Below are 20,543 nucleotides of genomic sequence, written 5' to 3' on the forward strand. Positions count from 1 at the left end.
CGGGCGGGGCTCAGCGCAGCCAGCCGCCGGCGGTGAGCACGTCGAGCACCCGCTCGACCCCGCGCTCGACCGATATGCCCGTCGTGTCGAGCGTCAGATCGGCGTCCTCCGGCTCCTCGTACGGCGAGGAGATGCCGGTGAACTCGGGGATCAGCCCGGCCCTGGCCTTGGCGTACAGGCCCTTGCGGTCGCGGCGCTCGCACTCGTCCAGCGGCGTGGCCACGTGCACCAGCAGGAAGTCGGCGCCGACCCCCTCGACCATGTGGCGCACCTCGTCGCGCGTCGCCGCGAACGGGGCGATGGGCGCGCAGATGGCGAGGCCTCCGTGCCGGGCGACCTCGGCGGCGACGAACCCGATGCGGCGGATGTTCAGGTCGCGGTCGTGCCGGGAGAAGGTGAGCCCCGCCGACAGCAGCCGCCGCACGACGTCGCCGTCCAGGTAGGTCACCGTGCGGGTGCCGCGTTCGAGCAGCGCGTCGTGCAGGCCGCGCGCGATCGTCGACTTGCCCGACCCGGACAGGCCGGTGAAGAACACCACCAGGCCGCGCCGGTGCGGCGGCCCCGGCAGCGTGACCGGCTCGGGCCCGGCCAGGTGCTCGACCGCCCCGTACGCCGTGGCGACGTGCTCGCGCAGTTCGAGGTCGATCTCGGGCTCACGGGGGGCGAGCGGGACCACGACGACGGCGGTGCCGGACGGCAGACGGTCGCGCGCCTTGAGCGCCGCGCGGACGACCGCCGGGCCTCCCTCGCCGAAGGCCAGCGGCAGCAGCAGGATCGCCGCGTCCAGCTCGCGGGCGGTGGCGGTGATCTCGTCCAGGTCGTCCAGCGGCCCCCGCATGGTGACGGCGAGGACGGGACGCTCGCCCAGCTCGGCCCGCACCTGCTCCGGCGAGCGCCGCAGCCGTGCGAAGGGGCCGTGCTCGGGTGCGCCGAGAGAGGTCACCGGGCCGGCGACCAGGCCGTCCGCCGTGCGCTCGGTCACGCTCATGACGGCGACCGCGGCGCCTTCGGGGTCGCGCAGCGTGAGCTCGTCGCCGGCCGAGACGGGATGGTCGTGCGGCACCAGGAGGGTGACCGGGTCGGGCCACGGCGTGCCGTCGGGAAGGCGGCCGTCCTCGGTGACCGAGGCGGCCTCGGCCGAGCCGAGGAACCCCTTCAGCGGGGCGAACGCGCCCGAGAGCAGCAGCTCGAGGTCGGCCAGTTCGCGCGCGTCGGGCACCCACTCGGGGGCCGTCCCGGAGGGCGGCGTCGTCTGCTCCACGTTTCCCACCGGGACAGGATAGTGCGGGAGTGCGTCCACGGAACGGGGTGAGGCATAGCGGGGGGCGGCCGGTCGCGTCCTAGGGGCACGACGACTTCTGGAGGTGATCGTGGACGTTGCCGAGGAGCGACGTTTCCGCGAGTTCGTGTCGGCGCGGTCGCCCGCGTTGATGAGGCTGGGCTTCCTGCTCACCGGCGGCGACCAGCACGCCGCAGAGGACCTGCTGCAGACCGTCCTGGCGCGGGCCGCCGCGCGGTGGAGCCGCATAGACGACCCCGAGCCGTACGTCCGGCGCGCCATGTACCGCCAGCAGGTGAGCTGGTGGCGGGGGGCGTCGCGGCGGCGCGAGACGGTGGTCGCGGACCCGCCCGAGCGGGCCGGGCGCGACGACACGCATCTGGCCGACACCAAGCTCATCCTGCGCCGCGCGCTGGCCCGCCTCACCGCGCGCCAGCGCGCCGTGCTCGTGCTGCGTTACTTCGAGGACCTGCCGGAGGCCGAGGTCGCCCAGATCATGGGCTGCTCGGTCGGCACGGTCCGCAGCACCGCCCACCGGTCCATCGCCCGGCTGCGTTCCGTCTCGCCCGAACTCGCCGATCTCCGTACGCCGAGCCGCTCCTTGGAGGAGGCCATCTCATGAAATCGGAGACCTTGCTGCCCGAGACCCTTGGAGAGTGGTCCAAGGAAGCCGTGGTACCTCACGACCTCGCCGACCGGGCCCTGCGGGGGCGGGCCCGGTACCGGTTTCGGTCCGGCGTGCTCGCGGCGGGGCTGACGGTCGCGGTCGTCCTGGTCGCCGTCGCCGTGCCCCAACTCGTGCGCAACGACCGCGCGCCCGTTCCCGCCGCTATGACCGACCCGTCGGACGACATCCAGATCAGCGTGGCCCCCGCCGAACCGGCGGAGACCGACCTGCGTACGGACACCGGGAACTCTCCGCCGCGGACGCTGATCGCGGCGGGACGGACGGCCGTGTCCGCGTACTACATCGACAGCGCGGAAAAGCCGGCCAAGGGCCCCAAGGGCGCGGTGCGCTACCGCTCCACGTGGTATCTGTACAACCCGTCAACCGAGAGCTACGAGAAGACCCCATGGGCGGCGCTGGACGTCGCTCCGGGGTTGAAGTACGCCGCCGTGCTGGAGGACGAGCTTCCCACCCGGCGGGTCGGCATACTCGACACGGCCACCCGCGAGGTCGTGAAGTGGATCGGCCTGGATCACCCGGTGGGCGAGGTCGCCTGGTCCCCGGACGGCACCCGGCTCCTCACCACCGCCTATGACGAGGATCCCCGGATGCGCATCGAGCGGCCGTCCGGTCCGGTGTCGTTCGAAGACGTGCAGAACGGCCGCACGGGGTTTCACGTCGTCGACGTGAACGCCGGCACGGCGCGGTTCCACGCGATGGCGAACCCGTCGCTCATGGAGCGGACGGGCATCCTGTGCCCCATGGGCGGCAGCCCTTTCGGGTGGAGCCATGACGGCGCGTTGATCTGGGAATCGACGTGCACCACCCCGTCGAAGGTCTTCTACGACCTTCAGGGCAGGCCGCACGACCCGCCCAACGGGTGGACCCATCCATGGATGAGCTCGGAGGATGCGGGGATCTCCCCGGACGGCAGGCTGTACGCCGACGGCGGCGCGCCGCCCGGTCCGCAGACGACGGTGCGGGAGGTCGGGACCGGCAAGCTCGCCGGGGTGCAGACGACGCTGCAGTTGCTCGCCTGGGCGGACGACGAGCACCTGATCGGTCTCGGGTGCGCGGGCAGGTGCGAGAACGAGTTCCACAACGGGCTGGTGCTGGTCAGCCTCGACGGCAAGCAGATCACCCAGCTCTCGGGCGACCGCGAGAACGCCGACGCGGCCGGAACCTGGCGGCCGCTGTTGACGCGCCGCTGACGGTTCGTGCCTTCGGGGGCCGGCCGGTCCCCGAAGGCGTTCAGATCAGGCGGGCGAAGTGGTTCTGCGGCTTGCGGATGACCAGGGTGATCTCGTCGCGGCCGGCGGGCAGGCGGTCGCCCGAGAGGTGCTGGACGACGCGCAGCGCGGCCCGCACCAGCTTGGGGTGCCGTCCGCGCAGCGCGGGGCCGGAGGTCGCCGAATAGTCCTCGGCGATCATCAGCCCGCGCATCAGGCAGTACGAGTGGATGCCCTCGCGGGAGGCCACCTGCTCGTAGACCGCCCGCAGCGGGCCCACGGCGCCGGCCGGGGCGAGGCGCGCCCACAGCAGGCGGCGCAGCCACCACGGCGTGAGGCGGTCGCAGAAGCCGTACGCCGACGTGCGGTCGCGCATCCTGATCAGCAGCAGCCCGCCGGGGCGCAGGGCGTTGACCATGCGGTCGAGCACGAGCTCGGCGTTGCGCACCCGTTCGAGCAGGAAGGCGGCGTGCACGACGTCGAAGGTGCGCGGCAGCAGCGGCGCGTCGCGCAGGTCGCCGAGGAAGCGGGCGTCGAGGCCGGAGCGGCGCTCGACGGCGGCGCGCAGCACCGGGGTGTCCTCGTCGATGCCGGTGACCCGGGTGTCCACGCGCTCGACGTCGATCGCGTCGCCGCGGGCGCACCCGGCGATCAGGACGTCGAGCCGCCGGCCGAGCTGCTCGGTCCACAGCTCGCGGATGCGGTGACCGAACACGTCGCCCTGGGTCTCCGGCCACCATCGAACCTCTGACATGTGACTCAGAGTAGTCACCCTGGCCCTCTCTGTATTGGATTCACCTGACGAAAGCTCCGGCTTTCGCCGCCGGGAGCGCGCCGCGTCCGCCCTCAAGGCCCGCGCCGGGCGGCCGGGGAGTTTCGCGTTTCCCGACAGAACGGACGGAGGGACGGTTCCCGGCATGGTGCCGCCGAGGGGGAAGTAGCCTTGAGACAACCCCGACTCCGACGAGCCGGGGTCGCGCGTGTCGCCGTGGACACCGTGGGCCGTTCCGGTTCCGTCATGTCGTGATTCGATGGACGTGTTCCGTCTGCGGTCATCGGTGGGTTCGCGGAGTGATGCGCGGTGACGGGCGCCACGCGGGGATCTCGGCCGGCCGATCAGGCCGACAAGATCGAGAAGGCCGGCAGGCCGGGCCCTGAAGCGCGTGAGAAGGCGGGGATGACCATGTGGGGGCATTTCTAATGAGTCTTTCCGGACTGCTCGACCTTGTCGTCGCCGATCCGCAACTCGCCGGTGCCCTTGAGCGCCACGGCGAGGACGTCAACCTGGTCGCGCCGCCCGCGCTGCGGCCGTTCGCCGTGGCCGCCCTCGCGCGCCGGCGGCCGGTCCTGGCCGTCACCGCGACCGCCCGCGAGGCCGAAGACCTCGCCGCCGCGCTCACCGGCCTGGTCGGCGACCACGCCGTCGCCGTCTTCCCGGCTTGGGAGACCCTGCCGCACGAACGGCTCTCGCCGCGCAGCGACACGGTCGGCCAGCGGCTGGCCGTCCTGCGCCGGCTGGCACACCCCGTCCAGGGCGACGCCGCCGCCGGGCCGCTGGACGTCGTGGTCGCGCCGGTCCGGGCCCTGCTGCAGCCGCTCGTCGCAGGGCTCGGCGACCTCGAGCCGGTGCGGCTGCGCTCCGGGGACGACGCCGATCTGGAGAACGTGGTCGAGCGCCTGGTCGGCAACGGCTACCACCGCGTCGACATGGTGGAGAAGCGCGGCGAGGTCGCCGTGCGCGGCGGGCTGCTGGACGTCTTCCCGCCCACCGAGGAGCACCCGCTGCGCCTTGAGTTCTGGGGCGACACCATCGAGGAGATCCGCTGGTTCAAGGTCGCCGACCAGCGCTCTCTGGAGGTCGCCGAGGGCGGGCTGTTCGCCGCGCCGTGCCGCGAGCTGCTGCTCACCGACGAGGTCAGGGTGCGGGCGGCCGAGCTGGCCGACCGGCATCCCGCGCTGAAGGACATCCTCGACCAGCTCGCCGACGGCATCCCCGTCGAGGGCATGGAGGCGTTCGCGCCCGTCCTGGTCGACGGCATGGACCTCCTGCTGGACCACCTCCCGGCCCGCGCGTCGGTGTTCGTCTGCGATCCCGAGCGCATCCGCGGGCGCGCCGTTGAGCTGGTGCGCACCAGCCAGGAGTTCCTCGAGGCGTCCTGGATCAACGCCGCCGCCGGCGGCGAGGCGCCGATCGACCTCGGGGCGGCGGCCTTCCGCGACCTGGAAGAGGTGCGCCACCACGCCCGCGAGCTCGGCCAGTCGTGGTGGACCATCGCCCCGTTCGCCACCACCGACCAGCCCTCGGGCGGCCAGGCCCCCGCGGCGCCCCCCGCGTCGAGCGGCGACGTCTACGGCGAGAGCGAGATCGTCGAGCTGTCCGCGCGCGAGGCCGAGGCCTACCGAGGGGACACCCAGCGCGCGCTCGGCGACATCAAGGGTTGGCTCGGCGAGGGCCGCGCGGTCGTCCTGCTCAGCGAGGGCCACGGCCCGGCCGAGCGCATCGTCGAGCTGCTCAAGGGCGTGGACGTCGCCGCCCGCCTGGTGCCCGGCCTCGAGACCGCCCCCGGCAAGGACGTCGTGAGCGTCACCACCGGCCGGGTCGAGCACGGGTTCGTCGGCGACGCGGTCGCCGTCCTGACCCACCTCGACCTGGTGGGGCAGAAGGCCTCCACCAAGGACATGCGGCGCCTGCCGTCCCGGCGCAGGAACATGGTCGACCCGCTCCAGCTCAAGGTCGGCGACCACGTGGTCCACGGGCAGCACGGCGTCGGGCGCTACGTCGAGATGGTCCAGCGCTCGGTGCAGGGCGCCACCCGCGAATACCTGGTCATCGAGTACGCCAAGGGCGACCGGCTGTACGTGCCGACCGACCAGCTCGACGAGGTCACCCGGTACGTCGGCGGCGAGTCGCCCACGCTCAACCGCATGGGCGGCGCCGACTGGGCCAAGGCCAAGTCCCGCGCCAAGAAGGCCGTCAAGGAGATCGCAGGCGAGCTGATCCGCCTCTACAGCGCCCGGATGGCCTCGCCCGGGTACGCCTTCGCCGCCGACACCCCCTGGCAGCGCGAGATGGAGGACGCCTTCCCCTACGCCGAGACGGGTGACCAGCTCGAGGCCATCGACGAGGTCAAGCGCGACATGGAGCGCGCGGTGCCGATGGACCGGCTGATCTGCGGCGACGTCGGCTACGGCAAGACCGAGATCGCCGTGCGGGCGGCGTTCAAGGCCGTGCAGGACGGCAAGCAGGTGGCCGTCCTGGTGCCCACCACGCTGCTGGTCCAGCAGCACCTGTCGACCTTCGGCGAGCGGTTCGCGAGCTTCCCCGTGGTGGTGAAGCCCGTGTCGCGGTTCCAGAGCGACGGCGAGGTCAGGGCCACTCTGGACGGCCTCAAGGACGGCACCGTCGACATCGTGATCGGCACCCACCGGCTGCTCAACCCCGACATCCGCTTCAAGCAGCTCGGCCTCATCATCGTCGACGAGGAGCAGCGGTTCGGCGTCGAGCACAAGGAGGCCATGAAGCACATGCGCACGCAGGTGGACGTGCTCGCCATGTCGGCGACGCCGATCCCGCGGACGCTGGAGATGGGCCTCACCGGCATCCGCGAGATGTCCACCATCCTCACCCCTCCGGAGGAGCGGCACCCGATCCTCACCTTCGTCGGCCCCTACGACGAGAAGCAGATCGCCGCCGCCGTCCGCCGCGAGCTGATGCGCGACGGCCAGGTCTTCTTCGTGCACAACCGGGTCTCCTCGATCAACAAGGTGGCCGCCCGCCTGCGCGAGCTGGTGCCCGAGGCCCGGGTGGCCGTCGCCCACGGCCAGATGAACGAGCAGCAGCTCGAGAAGATCATGGTCGGCTTCTGGGAGCGCGACTTCGACCTGCTGGTCAGCACGACGATCGTCGAGTCCGGCCTGGACATCCCGAACGCCAACACCCTGATCGTCGACCGCGCGGACAACTACGGCCTGTCCCAGCTCCACCAGCTCCGCGGCCGGGTCGGCCGGGGCCGCGAGCGGGGCTACGCCTACTTCCTGTACCCGCCGGAGGCCCCGCTCACCGAGACCGCCCACGAGCGGCTGGCCACGATCGCCCAGCACACCGAGATGGGCGCCGGCATGTACGTCGCCATGAAGGACCTCGAGATCCGCGGCGCCGGGAACATCCTCGGCGCCGAGCAGTCCGGCCACATCGCCGGCGTCGGCTTCGACCTGTACGTCCGGATGATGGCCGAGGCCGTGCAGGAGCAGAAGGCCAAGCTGTCGGGCGAGGAGGTCGTCGAGGGGCGCGCGGACGTCAAGGTCGAGCTGCCGATCAACGCGCACATCCCGCACGACTACGTCACCTCCGAGCGGCTGCGCCTGGAGGCCTACAAGCGCATCGCCGCGGTGGGCGACGGCGCCGACATCGTGGCCGTCCGCGAGGAGCTCGTCGACCGGTACGGGCGCCCGCCGCAGGAGGTGGACAACCTGCTGGAGGTGGCCCGCTTCCGCGTCCACGCCCGCCAGGCCGGCCTGACCGACGTCGCGCTGCAGGGCCAGCACATCAGGTTCGCCCCGGTCACGCTGAGGGAGTCCCAGCAGGTCCGCCTGGACCGGCTGTACCCCAAGGCGATCCTCAAGGTGGCCGCCGAGACGCTGCTGGTGCCGGTGCCGAAGACCCGCCCGCTCGGCGGGCAGCCGCTGCGCGACCTGGATCTGCTGAAGTGGTGCACCGACCTGGTCGAGGCGATGTTCCTGGAGCCCGCACGGGCGGCCGGTGGCCAACGAGCACATCGATGAACGGACCTGCGCGCGGTTTGAGTAGAGTAGCCGCGTCTGTCGAAGGGACCGCTAGTGAAGTCGAATCCTGTGCGCCTGCTCCTGGCCGCCGCGGCCGCGTGCGTCGCGCTGACCGCCTGCTCCTCGCCCGTGCAGGTCGGCACGGCGGCCACCGTCGGCGGCGAGCGCATCAGCAACGGCCGGCTGGACTCCGAGATCCGCGAGTACCAGGCGGCGCTGAAGCAGGCCAAGATCAACGAGTCGCAGCTCCAGATGCCCTCGATCCCGCGCGCGGTGCTGCTCCAGCTGATCTACTTCAGCCAGTTCGAGCAGTTCGCCCAGCGCACCGGCCTCACCATCAGCGAGGGTGACGTCGACAAGTTCATCAACGAACAGGGCGGCATCGAGAAGGTCGGCCCGGCCATGCTCGGCAGGGGCGTCCCGCCGTCGGAGGTCCGCAAGTGGGTCCGCACCTCGCTGACCTACCAGAAGGGCCTTGAGCGGTTCGGGGCCAACCTCACCGACCAGGCCTCCGTCCAGGCCGCGCAGCAGAAGCTGTTCGCGCAGCTCGACTCCATCCCGGTCAAGGTCTCCCACCGCTACGGCACCTGGGACACCGAGCAGGGCCTGGTCGAAGAGGCGCGCTTCGGGGCTCCGGCCCAGGGCGCGGCCCAGCCGGCGCCGCCCGCCGCCCAGTAGACACATGCCCCTCCTCGTCGTCACGACGTCGCCCAGGGTGGCTCCGGGCCTGCTGAGCGGGCGGGCGTGGGCGGCCCTGGGCTCCGGGCGGGTGCTCACCGGCTCCGGTGACCACCCGCTGCTGCCCTACCTGGCCGAGGAGGACATCCCGGTCGAGGTCGTGACGCCCGACCCGGCGGCCCTGGCCCGCGAGGGCCGCGACGGCACTCTCGTGTGGCTGGCAGCCCAGGACGGTGACGAGCCGCTCATGCGCGCCATCGGCCACGCCGCGCTCGGCATGGACGACCCGCCGGTCATCGAGCTGGTCCCGGGCTCCTACGACCTGCCAGGGGCGCGGATGCTCGACCTGGTGGCCGTCATGGACCGGCTGCGGCGCTCGTGCCCGTGGGACGCCGAGCAGACCCACGAGTCCCTCCTGCCGTACCTGCTGGAGGAGTCCTACGAGGTCATGGAGACCATCGAGGACGGCGACCACGCCGCCCTGCGCGAGGAGCTCGGCGACCTGCTGCTCCAGGTGGTCTTCCACGCCCGGCTGGCGCAGGAGCGCTCCTCCGAGGACGGCGGTTTCGACGTGGACGACGTCGCCGCCGGCATCGTCGACAAGCTCGTCCGGCGCCACCCCCACGTCTTCGCCGACACGGTGGTCGAGGGCGCCGAGGACGTCAGCGCCAACTGGGACGCCATCAAGGCCGCCGAGCGGGCCGCCAAAGGCTGGGAGTCGGTGCTCGACGGCGTGCCGATGGGCCAGCCCGCGCTGTCGCTCGTGAGCGGGCTGCAGAGCCGCGCCGAGCGCTCTGGGGTCCCCGACTCGCTCGGGCGCGCGGTCGGGCAGGGCATCGGGCGCGAGCTGTTCGACCTGGTGCGCCGGGCGCGCGCCGCCGGCATCGACCCCGAGGCCGAGCTGCGCGCCGCGGCCCGCGCCTACCGCGACCGGGTGCACGCCTGGGAACGCTCCGAGGGGCGCCCGCAGCAGTAGGGGGCGCGTCCGCGTCGGGGAACGGTGTGAGGCGGAGGGTGTCCGGAAGCGGTTCGCGGCCAAAGCGGCGGGCATCCGGGAGCGGTGTGAGACGGATACGGCGGGCGTCCGCGTCCCGGTCGCCCCGGGTTCATCCGAGTGTGGGCAACCAGACACCTGATCCGCGGGCGCGTTATCCGTACCCGCCGGTAGACCCCGATAGGCTCGTGAGGCAAACCGTCCGCAACCGCATCGCGTACGACGGTGCGGTGATGGGTTCCGGGGGCCCGTCCCCGGGCTACTGACTCATAGGAGCGCTTCGTGGCTGCCATCGAGGCCGTTACCGCCCGCGAGATTCTCGACTCCCGGGGCAACCCGACGGTCGAGGTAGAGATCCTGCTCGACGACTACAGCACCGGGCGCGCGGCCGTCCCGAGCGGTGCCTCCACCGGCCAGTTCGAGGCCGTGGAGCTGCGCGACGGCGACGAGCGTTACGCGGGCAAGAGCGTGCAGAAGGCCGTGCTCAACGTCACCGACGAGATCGCCGACGAGATCATCGGGTTCGACGCCGAGGAGCAGCGGCTCGTCGACCAGACCATGATCGACCTCGACGGCACGCCCAACAAGGGCCGGCTCGGCGCCAACGCCATCCTCGGCGTCTCCCTGGCCCTGGCCAAGGCCGCGGCCGACAGCGCCGACCTGCCGCTGTTCCGCTACGTGGGCGGGCCGAACGCCCACATCCTGCCCGTCCCGATGATGAACATCCTGAACGGCGGCGCGCACGCCGACAGCAACGTCGACATCCAGGAGTTCATGATCGCGCCGATCGGCGCCGAGACCTTCTCCGACGCCGTGCGCATGGGCGCCGAGACCTACCACGTGCTCAAGAAGGTGCTCAAGGAGAAGGGCTACTCCACCGGCCTCGGCGACGAGGGCGGGTTCGCCCCCAGCCTGCCGAGCAACCGCGACGCGCTCGACCTGATCCTCGTCGCCATCGAGAAGGCCGGCTACACCCCGGGCGAGGACATCGCGCTGGCCCTGGACGTGGCCGCCACCGAGTTCCACTCCAAGGGCGTCTACACCCTCGACGGCAAGGGCCACGGCTCCGACGAGCTGATCTCCTTCTACGAGGACCTGGTCCGCTCCTACCCGCTGGTCTCCATCGAGGACCCGCTCGACGAGGAGGACTGGGAGGGCTGGAAGGCCATGACCGCCGCGCTCGGCGGCAAGGTCCAGATCGTCGGCGACGACCTGTTCGTCACCAACCCCGAGCGCCTCGAGCGGGGCATCGCCGAGGGCGCGGCCAACGCCCTGCTGGTCAAGGTCAACCAGATCGGCACCCTGTCGGAGACCCTCGACGCCGTCGACCTCGCCCACCGCAGCGGCTACCGCTCCATGATGAGCCACCGCTCCGGCGAGACCGAGGACACCACGATCGCCGACCTGGCCGTGGCCGCCAACTGCGGTCAGATCAAGACCGGCGCCCCGGCGCGGTCCGACCGCGTGGCCAAGTACAACCAGCTTCTCCGCATCGAGGAACTTCTCGACGATGTCGCCCGCTACGCGGGTCGCGGAGCTTTTCCGCGCTTCCAGGGCTAGTTTCTTCCGTACGGCTTGCGCGCTTATGGGCGCAAGCCGTACGGACCCGGGAGGACCATGAAGAAGCGACCGCAGTTGACGGGACGGGCTGCGATCCTGGCGGTCGTCGTGTGCGCGATCGCCATGAGCCTCGCCTATCCGGTGCGCGAGTACGTCGCGCAGCGACGCCAGATCGCCCAGCTGGAGAGGCAGCAGGCCCAGGCGCTGAAAGACCTCCAGGAGCTGGCCGAGCGCAGCCGGCGGCTCGACGACCCCGCCTACATCAGGCAGCTCGCCAGGGGCCGGCTGCACTACTGCGGCGACGGCCGCCAGACGTGCTACGTCCTGCTGGATCCGGCGAAGAAGGCCAGGAAGCCCGCGGCCGGGGCCACGCCGCAGTCCGCGCCCCCGTGGTACCAGACATTGTGGGAGTCCATCGAGGCCGCCGACCGCGGCACCGGCCAGAGCGTCGAACTCGGCGCCCGCACCCCCGCCCCCTGACGCCCGAGGCTCGGGCCATGGCTCTGTGGTCTCTGGGCATCGGTGGTCGTGGGGTGCTGGATACTTACGTGTCCGGGTTTTCGGTCCGGGTGTGCCCGACGGGCCTGCCCGTCGTTCTCAGGGGGAGTGCGCGATGGTCGATCCGGCCGACACGGCCGCCGGAGGCCGGGAAGGGGCGCCGGAGGTGGACCCGGCGGACGCCGCCGTGGTCGAACGGCAGCTCGGCCGCCCGCCGCGGGGCCTGCGGGCCGTGGCCCACCGGTGCCCGTGCGGACTGCCCGACGTCGTCGAGACCTCCCCGCGGCTGGCCGACGGCTCGCCGTTCCCCACGCTGTTCTACCTGACCTGCCCGAGGGCCGCCTCTGCCATCGGCACACTGGAGTCCTCCGGGCTCATGAAGCGCATGCAGGCGCGGCTCGCCGAGGACCCGGCCCTGGCCGAGGCGTACGCGAAGGCGCACGCCGCCTACGTCGAGAGACGCGACCAGGCCGCCGCCGAGGACGGCCTGGAGCCCCTGCCCCGCGACATGCAGAGTGCCGGCGGCATGCCCGACCGGGTGAAGTGCCTGCACGCCCTGGTGGGCCACGAGCTAACCATGCCGGGCACCAACCCCTTCGGCCGCGAGGCCCTCGACTCTCTGCCCGAGTGGTGGAGCGACGGGCCCTGCGTGCCGGCCGGCCCCGACGAGCCCGAGGAGGGCGCATGATCCGCGTGGCGGCCATCGACTGCGGCACGAACTCCGTCCGCCTGCTCATCGCCGACCTCACCGGCGGCCCGGCGGGCGCCGACAGCGCGGCTGGGGACGGCGGTGCCGCCCGGGACGGCGGCGCGGGCCCTGCCGGGGGTACGGCCGCCGGGCGGCTCGTGGACGTCGAGCGGCGCATGGAGATCGTCCGCCTTGGCGAGGGCGTCGACCGCACCGGGCGGCTGGCCCCCGAGGCGCTGGAGCGCACCTTCACCGCGATGCGAGGCTACGCCAAGCTGATCAGGGAGCACGGCGCCGAGCGGGTGCGCGTGGTGGCCACCAGCGCCACCAGGGACGCCGCCAACCGCGCCGACTTCGTCACCGGCGTGCGCGAGATCTTCGGCGTCGACCCCGAGGTCGTCACCGGCTCGGAGGAGGCCCACCTGTCCTTCCTCGGCGCCACCGCCGGGCTCACGGGCGTCCAGGCTCCTGTGCTGGTGGTCGACATCGGCGGCGGCTCCACCGAGTTCGTCCTGGGTTCAGCCGACGTGGAGGCCGCGATTTCGGTCGACATCGGCTGCGTCCGCCTCACCGAGCGCCACTTCGCGGCGGCCGGCGCGCGTCCCGGGGCCGGGTCTGAGGCCGTGGCGGCGGCGGCCGCCGACATCGAGGCGGCGCTCGACCGGGTGGCCGAGGCCGTGCCGGTGGGCCGGGCGCGCACGCTGATCGGCCTGGCAGGGTCGGTGACGACGGTCGCGGGCATCGCCCTGGACCTGCCGGCCTACGACCCCGAGCGCATCCACGGCTCGCGCGTCCCGGCGGCCACGGTGGGCGAGATCTCCCGGAGCCTGCTGGACATGACCCACGACGAACGGGCGGCGATCCCGGTCATGCACCCCGGCCGGGTGGACGTGATCGGCGCGGGCGCGCTCATCCTCGACCGCATCGTCAGCCGGTTCGGCTTCGGCGAGGTCGTCGTCAGCGAACACGACATCCTCGACGGCATCGCCCGCGGCCTCGCCTCCTGACGGCCCGCCGAGGCGCTCAGCGCCGGCGGGCCAGAAGAAGCTCCATGGCCTCGTGCGGGGCCTTCGCCGGTGACCCGGCGTCGAAGGGGGGCTGGGGGTCGTACTCGATGGCGAGTTGGGCGGCCTCGGCCGCCGTCCGGCCGGCGATGCGTTCGAACAGCGTCAGCGCCATGTCGATGCCGGAGGACACCCCGGCGGCCGTCACGATCTTGCCTTGGACGACGACGCGCTCGGGCGTGTAGGTCGCGCCGAAGGCTTCGAGCGTTTCGACGGCGCCCCAGTGGGTCGTGGCGCGGAGCCCTTCCAGCAGGCCGGCGCCGCCGAGGATCAGCGACCCGGTGCACACCGAGGTCGTCCAGGTCGTGCCGTCGTGCAGCCGCCGGATCCACGCGGTGAAGGCCTCATCACGCATCATCGTCCGCGCCCCCGGTCCGCCGGGGACGACCAGGACGTCGCAGGAGTCCACCTCGGCCGGCGTTGCGGTGGCGGACAGGGCCAGCACCCCGACGCCGTCCCGGACGGGGCCGGCCTCCGGGGCGGTGAACACCACCTGGGCCTCCGGCAGCATCCGGAGCACCTCGTACGGGCCGACGACGTCGAGAGCGGTGAAGCCTTGGAAGAGCGGGATGACGATTCGCATGGTGAGTCCTCGGTCGGTGGTCCGGTCGGGTGCCGCCGGGTTTCGGCGGTCCTCGACGTCGTGGCGGCGACGACAGGCGTCGTGACGATCATGCCAAAGGCGGCGAGCGCGGCGCGGGTGGCCGCGGAGTGGTCGGGGCATGCTCGGGTGGCCGCGGGGTGGTCAGGGCATGCCGGGGTGGCTGGCACGATCGGGGTATGAGCTTTGTTCCCCCTGGCAGTGGCTGGCCGGAGGATCCGGCCGGGCCGGACACCCCTGTGGCGGGCACGCCCGAGGAGGTCGCCGATCTCGCCCGCACGAGCGGCACGCTCGCCGAGCTGACCGCCCGGCAGTCGGTGTGCCGGGCGTGTCCCCGCCTGGTCGAGTGGCGGGAGGAGGTCGCGGAGGTCAAGCGGCGGGCGTTCATGACGGAGACCTACTGGGGCAGGCCCATCGCCGGCTGGGGGGACGACAAGCCGCGCGTCCTGCTCGTCGGGCTCGCACCGGCGGCGCACGGCGGCAACCGCACGGGCCGGGTCTTCACCGGTGACCGCAGCGGCGACTGGCTGTTCGCCTCGCTGCACCGCACCGGGCTGGCGGCGCTGCCCACCAGCACGCACGCCGGGGACGGGCAGCGGCTGCTCGGCGCGCGCGTGGTCGCGGCCGTCCGCTGCGCCCCGCCGGCCAACAAGCCGACGGTCGAGGAACGGGCGGCGTGCTTCCCGTGGCTGGCCCGGGAGCTGGAGCTGGTCGCCGATCCGCTGCGCGTCATCGTCGCCCTCGGCGGGTACGCCTGGCAGGCCCTGTGGCCCGCGCTGCGGCAGGCCGGGTACACGCTGCCGAGCCGCAGGCCGCCGTTCGGGCACGGCGCCGAGGTGGAGATCGCGCGCGGCGGCGCGCCGGTGCGCCTGCTGGGGTGCTATCACCCGAGCCAGCAGAACACCTTCACCGGGCGGGTGACCGAGGAGATGCTCGACGCGGTCTTCGCCCGCGCGGTGGAGCTCTCGGGCTGACGCCCGCGCCGGAGCAACGGGCCCGCCGTCCTCGCGACGGCGGGCCCGTTCCGTTCCGCGGACGTGCCGACTTGGAGTGAAGTTCGTCACTAGACGAAAGTTTTGCCGAACTTCTGTGGAGAAACGCCTGCTCAAGGGGTTAGTTTCGGAAAAATCGCCAAAGTTTGATGCCTGGCGGGATTGGCGTCGATAGGCAACCGTGACGTAAGCTTGTGAATGCTTTCACAAGCGACCATGCCGCGAAGGGGCACTCACGTGGACCAGAAGGCGAAGCACATCCTGATCGTCGGCGGAGGGTACGTCGGCCTCTACACGGGCCTGCGGCTGCAGCGCCAACTGCGCGACGAGCTGCGCTCCGGGCGCGTCCGCATCACGATCGTCAGCCCGCAGTCCTACATGACCTACCAGCCGTTCCTGCCGGAGGCCGCGGCCGGCAACCTGTCGCCGCGCCACGTCGTCGCGCCGCTGCGCCGGGTGCTGAACCGTGTCCGCATCCTGAACGGCAAGGTCACCAAGGTGCACCACGCCAACAAGTCCGTCACGTTCGAGCCCAGCACCGGCCCGGCCAAGGAGCTCACCTACGACGTCCTGGTCATGGCGGCCGGCTCGGTCTCGCGCACGCTGCCCATTCCGGGCCTGAAGGACGCCGCCATCGGCTTCAAGACGGTCGGCGAGGCCATCGCGCTCCGCAACCGCGTGCTCGCCCTGTTCGACCGGGCCGACTCCACCGACGACGAGCAGGTGCGGCGCAGGGCGCTGACCTTCGTCGTGGTCGGCGCCGGCTTCGCGGGCGTCGAGGCGCTGGCGGAGCTGGAGGACATGGCGCGCGACGCGGTGCGCTACTACGACACTCTCAACGAGAGCGACCTGCGCTGGGTGCTCGTCGAGGCCAGCGACCGCATCCTGCCCGAGGTGGGCCCCGAGATGGGCAAGTGGACGCTGGAGGAGCTGCGCGAGCGGGGCATCGAGGTCAAGATGCGCACGCTGCTGGAGTCCTGCGAGGGCGGCCACGTGATGCTGTCCGACGGCGACCGCTTCGAGTCGGCCACGATCGTGTGGACGGCGGGCGTCAAGGCGAGTCCCGTCGTCAACGCGGGCGACCTGCCGCTGGACGAGCGGGGGCGCATCAAGACCACGACGCGGCTCACGGTCGCCGGCGTCAAGGACGCCTTCGCGGCCGGCGATGTCGCGGGCGTGCCCGACATGACCAACCCCGGGCAGTTCTGCGCGCCCAACGCCCAGCACGCGGTGCGGCAGGCCAAGGTGCTCGCCGACAACATCGTCCGGCACCTCAAGGACCGCCCGCTGCGGGAGTACCGGCACAAGTACGTCGGTTCGGTGGCCGGGCTGGGGCTGCACAAGGGCGTCGCGAATGTCTACGGCGTCAAGCTTCACGGATTTCCTGCGTGGTTCATGCACCGCACCTACCATCTGTCCCGGGTGCCTACGTTGAACCGCAAGGTCCGCGTGGTGGCCGACTGGACGCTCGCGCTCTTCTTCAAGCGGGAGACCCTCTCACTGGGTGAGATCGAGTCTCCGCGTGAGGAGTTCAAGGCGGCCGCCGCCACCGGCTGACCGCTTCTGGTACGGCTCGCGCCCGAGGACCTCGGGCGCGAGCCGTACCGTTGTCTGTAGGCATAACAAGGATGCGTGGTGGAATTGGGCTACTTGAGCGGTCTGTTGTTCATTGCCCGAGTCGCGGGGGCGTGCGACGTATACGGTTATCTTGCGGACTACGGAAGGAAGAGCGGAGACGTGGGCTCTGACCCGTTACGCAAGTGTGGTCCGTTACGTATGATTACGGCGCCCCCGTAGCCCAATGGCAGAGGCAAACCCCTTAAAAGGGTTCCAGTGTGGGTTCGAGTCCCACCGGGGGCACTCTGCCGGCTATATGAAACACCCCGTGATAGTAACGACGGGCCTCTTGCCCCTATAATTGTTGGTTCGCCACCCGGAGCCGCGTGTTTATCCCCGGCTCCGTGCGGGTTCCGCGGGCCTTGCTCCGTCCGCCACGGGCAATCGTTACCGTCTTGTGTCCTGCCGCGACGCCGTCCCGGCACTCCCGCCGGTGGCCCGCTATTCGCCGCCCGGCCCGTCGATGATCTACGCACGGTAATTGCTTATAAGCGATAAAGTCACCATAAATAGGGTAGCGGTCAACAATGGCGGAAAAATCCACCTGCGGCGGAGGTTAGGGACGGGACAGAACCTCCCATTCCAGTGACGGTACGTCCCGCGAAGCCCCGAGTCCGCCATCGGACGCCGACCTCGCCGGTCGGAGAAGTCACGGGCGCGCCGTCCGGGCGGACCGCGGTGATCCAACCGCAACATGCGGGGCGGAACTCAGGTGGAGAGTCGGTCGTTGTACTCGTTGCCGCCGGAGGCCGGGATGCCGTCCCCGGCGGCGCAATACGGCAGGGTCGTCCTGACCGCCATGACCGATGACGAGTTTTCGCGTGCAAGCGGCATCCCCTGTGAGGCTCGACGAGCAGGGTGATCGCAGGTCGCAGTGGAGGCAGTGATGCAGAGCAGGAACCCGGTCCTCAACAGGCTGGGTAAGAACAACCGTCAGTCGTGGGCGGGCCCGACCGCCAGTCCGCAGTACCTGCAGGAGATGTACAACACTCCGTCGTACGCTCCGCCGACCGCGGCGCGGCCGATGACGATCGACGATGTCGTCGTCCGGGGCTTCATCACGCTCGGCACCCTCGTGGTTTCCGCGGCGCTCGCCTGGTACCTCAACCTGGGTCTCGCGGTGGCCATGCCGGCGGCGATCGTCGGCCTGGTGCTCGGCCTGATCGTCTCCTTCCGGCAGAGCACGAACCCGGCGCTGATCCTCGGCTACTCCGTGGCCTACGGCCTGGCCATCGGGGTGATCAGCAACGCCTACAACTACATCTACGAGGGCATCGTCTTCCAGGCCGTGCTCGGCACGATGGTCGCCTTCGGCGGCACGCTCGCGGTGTACGCGCTCAAGATCTTCCGGCCGACGCCGAAGTTCACCAAGTTCGTCGTCGCCGCCGGCTTCGCGGCCGTCGGCCTGATGCTGGTCAACTGGGTCGCGGGCTTCTTCACCGACGGCGGCCTCGGACTGCGCACCGACAGCCCGATCGGCTGGGTATTCAGCGTCGCGATGATCCTGCTCGGCTGCTTCTTCCTGCTGCTGGACTTCGACTCCATCGAGCAGGGGGTGCGCGCGGGCGTCCCCGAGAAGTACTCCTGGCTGATGGCCTTCGGTCTCACGGTGAGCCTGGTGTGGCTCTACCTGGAGATCCTGCGCTTCATCAGCTACTTCTTCAACAACGATTAGATCCTCGCCACGCACGCCCCGCCCGGTCCCGGGCGGGGCGTCCGTATTTGCTGGTTCCTGACCGAAAACCGGCATGGCAAGCGCAGGTATGGGTATGCCAACGCGCTGCGACCAATGATCTACCTGGTGAGATGCAAGTCTGGCCTTTGGGCCCTTGCCATCACGGGGCTGGTGATGCAGTGTCGAGCAAAAGAGGCTTCACTCATGGAGGTGCCCATGTCGTTGAACCACTCACCGGAGACGCAGAACAAGCTGATCGCCAGGGTTCCGGACATCACCGGACGCGCACTCCCAGAGTGGTTCCAAGCCATCGACAACGGCCCGTCGTTCCTACGCTGCGATGAGCGGGCCAACTGGCTCGCCGACGAGCACGGGCTGACCCACGGCTACGCCGCCGCGATCGTCATCGAGCACGAGCGGCAACGCCGTTCCCGCATGGGCTTCATGTAAGTCCTGCAGTCCCAGCGCCCACGTCACCGTCTGGCGTGGGCGCCGTTCTGTGTCATGAGGCCTGCCGCCGTGACGCCTCTGCCGCCGCGGGATCATCATGGAGACGTGACTCCTCCGTTCCCTGAAGGGAGCGGCTTCTCGTTAAGCCGCTTTCGCAGCGTCGCGAAGGGCAAGCCCTGCCCTGAGGATGTTGATCGCCGCGTTCACGTCGGCGTGCGCGACATGCCCGCACGCCAGGCATCGGAACTCGGCCTGGGTGAGGCGGTTCTCCTTTGCCTGGTGCCCGCATCGGGCACAGGTGCGGGAGGTGCCGGCGGGGTTCACCTCGATCAGCTCTCGACCGGCGCTTTCAGCCTTGTGCGACAAGATCGTCAGGAACACCCCCCAGCCCGCGTCGAGAATCGAACGGTTGAGACCGGACTTGCCGGCGACGTTGCGCCCCGGGGCCTCGAGCGTGCCGGACGCCGAGCGGGTCATGTTCGCGATCCGCAGGTCCTCATGCACGATGACGTCGTAACCGCGTACCACGGCCAGAGCGGCCTTGTGCGCGCCGTCCAGACGTCGGCGGCGCACCTTGGCGTGCAGAGCAGCGACCCGCAGTGCGGCCTTGCGGCGGCGCTTGGAGCCGCGCTTGGTGCGGGCGAGGTCGCGCTGGGCGGCGGCCAGGCGGACGGCGCAGCCGGTCAGATGGCGCGGGTTTGCCAGGTGCCTGCCGTCGCTGGTGGTGATCAGCGACGACACTCCCATGTCGATTCCCGCCGCCGCGCCGGTCGCCGGCAGCGGCGCGGCGGGCACGCCGTCACACGACAGCACCAGGTACCAGCGGGAACCCTCCCGCTTCACGCTGATCGTCTTGACGGTGCCCCGCACGGGCCGATGCTGATGGACCCGGACGTGCCCGACGCCCTGGAGGCGGACGAACCTCGCCGATGGGTGATCGGGCTGGGTGTCCCACCGGCAGCCATCGCCGTCCTTGGGCCAGACCACGGTGTCGAACCGGCTCTTGCCCTTGAAACGGGGAAAGCCCGGCGTGCGCCCGGCCTTGACCCGGGCGAAGAACGCCGCGAGCGCTCTGTCCAGACGGCGCAGGGTGGCTTGCTGGGAGGAGAACGACCACCGGCCCTGACCCGCAGGATCGTCGCTGCGGATGTACTTCAACTCGGCCGACTGATCGCCGTACTTGATGCTCACCCCGGCCTTGGCATAAACGGTGCGGCGGTGCTCCAGCGCGGCGTTGTACAAGGCGCGGTGATCGTCCAGGCACGCCGTCAACGCGATGACTTGCTTGCTGGTAGGACGCAGCAGGAACTTGTAGGACCTACGCATGGCTCTGCCCCTTGGGGGTGCGCTCGTATTGCCTGTCGATGTAACGCCGCACCGTCTGGGCGGACACCACGCCGACCGTGGCCACCACGTACCACCGTGACCACATGGTGGGCAACCGGGAACGCAGAGGCGCAAACCCGGTCCGCAGGTGATGGGAGGTGAAGCCCTTGAACCGGCCGGCCACGAACGACGGCGCGTTGCTCGGGTGGGGCATGACCTCCAGCGCCACCATCTGCCGGCCGTGCGCGGCGGCCCTGGCGTGGATCAACCCCTCCAGGCGGCCTTTGAGCCGGCCACCCAAAACCGGGCGGCGGTACTTCGGGCACCACACGAGGTGGTATCCCAGGTCGTACGCCGCGCCGGGGGAGGTGCGCACCTGACGAGTCACACGACCTTCCTAACAGCATCATCCATATGACATGCGGTGATTGGAGAACTCTGAT

The 20,543-nt window shown here is 71.1% G+C and carries 18 protein-coding genes and 1 tRNA gene; 14 read left to right on the forward strand and 5 right to left on the reverse strand.

Going from position 1 to position 20,543, the window contains the following annotated elements:
- Positions 1-10: 10 nt before the first annotated feature.
- On the reverse strand, positions 11-1,261 hold the full coding sequence (gene cysC / locus ABZT47_RS12815) for an adenylyl-sulfate kinase (protein WP_354840623.1): 1,251 nt from the start codon (positions 1,259-1,261) through the stop codon (positions 11-13).
- A 109-nt stretch (positions 1,262-1,370) separates the two neighbouring features.
- Between cysC and ABZT47_RS12820 the strand changes: the two genes are divergently transcribed.
- Entirely contained in the window at positions 1,371-1,901 is a 531-nt protein-coding gene (locus ABZT47_RS12820; protein ID WP_354839899.1) for a SigE family RNA polymerase sigma factor, read from the forward strand.
- Positions 1,898-3,157 carry a hypothetical protein gene (locus ABZT47_RS12825; RefSeq protein WP_354839902.1) on the forward strand — a complete coding sequence of 420 codons (1,260 nt, stop codon included), beginning with the start codon at positions 1,898-1,900 and terminating at the stop codon, positions 3,155-3,157. The genes ABZT47_RS12820 and ABZT47_RS12825 overlap by 4 nt, the downstream gene beginning before the upstream one ends.
- Before the next feature lie 40 nt (positions 3,158-3,197).
- Here ABZT47_RS12825 and ABZT47_RS12830 read toward each other — a convergent pair whose 3' ends face one another.
- Entirely contained in the window at positions 3,198-3,929 is a 732-nt protein-coding gene (locus ABZT47_RS12830; RefSeq protein WP_354839904.1) for a class I SAM-dependent methyltransferase, read from the reverse strand.
- A 446-nt stretch (positions 3,930-4,375) separates the two neighbouring features.
- On the opposite strand from ABZT47_RS12830, the gene mfd reads away from it, so the two are divergent.
- From mfd to ABZT47_RS12865, 7 genes are all read left to right on the forward strand, one after another.
- Positions 4,376-7,957 (forward strand): transcription-repair coupling factor, encoded by a 3,582-nt coding sequence (gene mfd, locus ABZT47_RS12835; RefSeq protein ID WP_354839907.1) that lies wholly within the window; start codon positions 4,376-4,378, stop codon positions 7,955-7,957.
- A 54-nt stretch (positions 7,958-8,011) separates the two neighbouring features.
- On the forward strand, positions 8,012-8,635 hold the full coding sequence (locus tag ABZT47_RS12840; protein WP_354839910.1) for a SurA N-terminal domain-containing protein: 624 nt from the start codon (positions 8,012-8,014) through the stop codon (positions 8,633-8,635).
- 4 nt (positions 8,636-8,639) lie between these two features.
- Positions 8,640-9,611 carry a MazG family protein gene (locus ABZT47_RS12845; protein WP_354839913.1) on the forward strand — a complete coding sequence of 324 codons (972 nt, stop codon included), beginning with the start codon at positions 8,640-8,642 and terminating at the stop codon, positions 9,609-9,611.
- Between the two features lie 300 nt (positions 9,612-9,911).
- On the forward strand, positions 9,912-11,189 hold the full coding sequence (eno, locus tag ABZT47_RS12850) for a phosphopyruvate hydratase (RefSeq protein ID WP_354839916.1): 1,278 nt from the start codon (positions 9,912-9,914) through the stop codon (positions 11,187-11,189).
- 57 nt (positions 11,190-11,246) lie between these two features.
- Entirely contained in the window at positions 11,247-11,669 is a 423-nt protein-coding gene (locus ABZT47_RS12855) for a septum formation initiator family protein (protein WP_354839918.1), read from the forward strand.
- A gap of 133 nt (positions 11,670-11,802) precedes the next feature.
- Positions 11,803-12,375, forward strand: a complete 573-nt coding sequence (locus ABZT47_RS12860; RefSeq protein ID WP_354839921.1) for a DUF501 domain-containing protein — start codon at positions 11,803-11,805, stop codon at positions 12,373-12,375.
- The gene (locus tag ABZT47_RS12865) at positions 12,372-13,382 is read left to right on the forward strand and encodes a Ppx/GppA phosphatase family protein (protein WP_354839924.1); all 1,011 of its coding nucleotides are present in this window, start codon (positions 12,372-12,374) and stop codon (positions 13,380-13,382) included. Before ABZT47_RS12860 ends, ABZT47_RS12865 begins: the two co-directional genes overlap by 4 nt.
- A gap of 16 nt (positions 13,383-13,398) precedes the next feature.
- On the opposite strand, the gene ABZT47_RS12870 is transcribed toward ABZT47_RS12865, so the two are convergent.
- Positions 13,399-14,022 carry a DJ-1/PfpI family protein gene (locus ABZT47_RS12870; RefSeq protein ID WP_354839926.1) on the reverse strand — a complete coding sequence of 208 codons (624 nt, stop codon included), beginning with the start codon at positions 14,020-14,022 and terminating at the stop codon, positions 13,399-13,401.
- A gap of 197 nt (positions 14,023-14,219) precedes the next feature.
- Here ABZT47_RS12870 and ABZT47_RS12875 point away from each other — a divergent pair, with 197 nt between their 5' ends.
- The 5 genes from ABZT47_RS12875 (at position 14,220) to ABZT47_RS12895 (ending at position 18,774) form a co-directional block, all read left to right on the forward strand.
- Positions 14,220-15,014: a uracil-DNA glycosylase gene (locus ABZT47_RS12875; protein WP_354839929.1), complete on the forward strand. Its 795-nt coding sequence runs from the start codon at positions 14,220-14,222 to the stop codon at positions 15,012-15,014.
- Positions 15,015-15,230: 216 nt separating this feature from the next.
- A complete protein-coding gene (locus tag ABZT47_RS12880; protein ID WP_354839932.1) occupies positions 15,231-16,589 on the forward strand; it encodes an NAD(P)/FAD-dependent oxidoreductase in 1,359 nt (452 codons plus the stop codon).
- 230 nt (positions 16,590-16,819) lie between these two features.
- Positions 16,820-16,892: transfer RNA gene (locus tag ABZT47_RS12885), tRNA-Leu, on the forward strand.
- A gap of 643 nt (positions 16,893-17,535) precedes the next feature.
- Positions 17,536-18,324 (forward strand): Bax inhibitor-1/YccA family protein, encoded by a 789-nt coding sequence (locus ABZT47_RS12890; protein WP_354839934.1) that lies wholly within the window; start codon positions 17,536-17,538, stop codon positions 18,322-18,324.
- A 216-nt stretch (positions 18,325-18,540) separates the two neighbouring features.
- Positions 18,541-18,774 carry a DUF4287 domain-containing protein gene (locus ABZT47_RS12895; protein ID WP_248961667.1) on the forward strand — a complete coding sequence of 78 codons (234 nt, stop codon included), beginning with the start codon at positions 18,541-18,543 and terminating at the stop codon, positions 18,772-18,774.
- A gap of 141 nt (positions 18,775-18,915) precedes the next feature.
- Here ABZT47_RS12895 and ABZT47_RS12900 read toward each other — a convergent pair whose 3' ends face one another.
- Together ABZT47_RS12900 and tnpA are read right to left on the reverse strand one after the other, a co-directional pair.
- Entirely contained in the window at positions 18,916-20,100 is a 1,185-nt protein-coding gene (locus ABZT47_RS12900) for a transposase (RefSeq protein ID WP_354839938.1), read from the reverse strand.
- The gene (gene tnpA / locus ABZT47_RS12905) at positions 20,093-20,488 is read right to left on the reverse strand and encodes an IS200/IS605 family transposase (protein ID WP_354839941.1); all 396 of its coding nucleotides are present in this window, start codon (positions 20,486-20,488) and stop codon (positions 20,093-20,095) included. The genes ABZT47_RS12900 and tnpA overlap by 8 nt, the downstream gene beginning before the upstream one ends.
- Positions 20,489-20,543: the final 55 nt, after the last annotated feature.

The organism is Sphaerisporangium sp. NPDC005289 (assembly GCF_040607455.1).
Lineage (GTDB): Bacteria > Actinomycetota > Actinomycetes > Streptosporangiales > Streptosporangiaceae > Sphaerisporangium > Sphaerisporangium rhizosphaerae.

What these genes read in the sequence shown, in the direction of transcription:
- ABZT47_RS12845 (WP_354839913.1), top strand. Translation starts at nt 8,640, where the DNA reads ATGCCCCTCCTCGTCGTCACGACGTCGCCCAGGGTGGCTCCGGGCCTG.
- ABZT47_RS12860 (WP_354839921.1), top strand. Translation starts at nt 11,803, where the DNA reads ATGGTCGATCCGGCCGACACGGCCGCCGGAGGCCGGGAAGGGGCGCCG.
- ABZT47_RS12875 (WP_354839929.1), top strand. Translation starts at nt 14,220, where the DNA reads ATGAGCTTTGTTCCCCCTGGCAGTGGCTGGCCGGAGGATCCGGCCGGG.
- ABZT47_RS12880 (WP_354839932.1), top strand. Translation starts at nt 15,231, where the DNA reads ATGCTTTCACAAGCGACCATGCCGCGAAGGGGCACTCACGTGGACCAG.
- ABZT47_RS12890 (WP_354839934.1), top strand. Translation starts at nt 17,536, where the DNA reads ATGCAGAGCAGGAACCCGGTCCTCAACAGGCTGGGTAAGAACAACCGT.
- ABZT47_RS12825 (WP_354839902.1), top strand. Translation starts at nt 1,898, where the DNA reads ATGAAATCGGAGACCTTGCTGCCCGAGACCCTTGGAGAGTGGTCCAAG.
- ABZT47_RS12855 (WP_354839918.1), top strand. Translation starts at nt 11,247, where the DNA reads ATGAAGAAGCGACCGCAGTTGACGGGACGGGCTGCGATCCTGGCGGTC.
- ABZT47_RS12900 (WP_354839938.1), bottom strand. Translation starts at nt 20,100, where the DNA reads ATGCGTAGGTCCTACAAGTTCCTGCTGCGTCCTACCAGCAAGCAAGTC.
- mfd (WP_354839907.1), top strand. Translation starts at nt 4,376, where the DNA reads ATGAGTCTTTCCGGACTGCTCGACCTTGTCGTCGCCGATCCGCAACTC.
- ABZT47_RS12865 (WP_354839924.1), top strand. Translation starts at nt 12,372, where the DNA reads ATGATCCGCGTGGCGGCCATCGACTGCGGCACGAACTCCGTCCGCCTG.
- ABZT47_RS12895 (WP_248961667.1), top strand. Translation starts at nt 18,541, where the DNA reads ATGTCGTTGAACCACTCACCGGAGACGCAGAACAAGCTGATCGCCAGG.
- ABZT47_RS12830 (WP_354839904.1), bottom strand. Translation starts at nt 3,929, where the DNA reads ATGTCAGAGGTTCGATGGTGGCCGGAGACCCAGGGCGACGTGTTCGGT.
- ABZT47_RS12870 (WP_354839926.1), bottom strand. Translation starts at nt 14,022, where the DNA reads ATGCGAATCGTCATCCCGCTCTTCCAAGGCTTCACCGCTCTCGACGTC.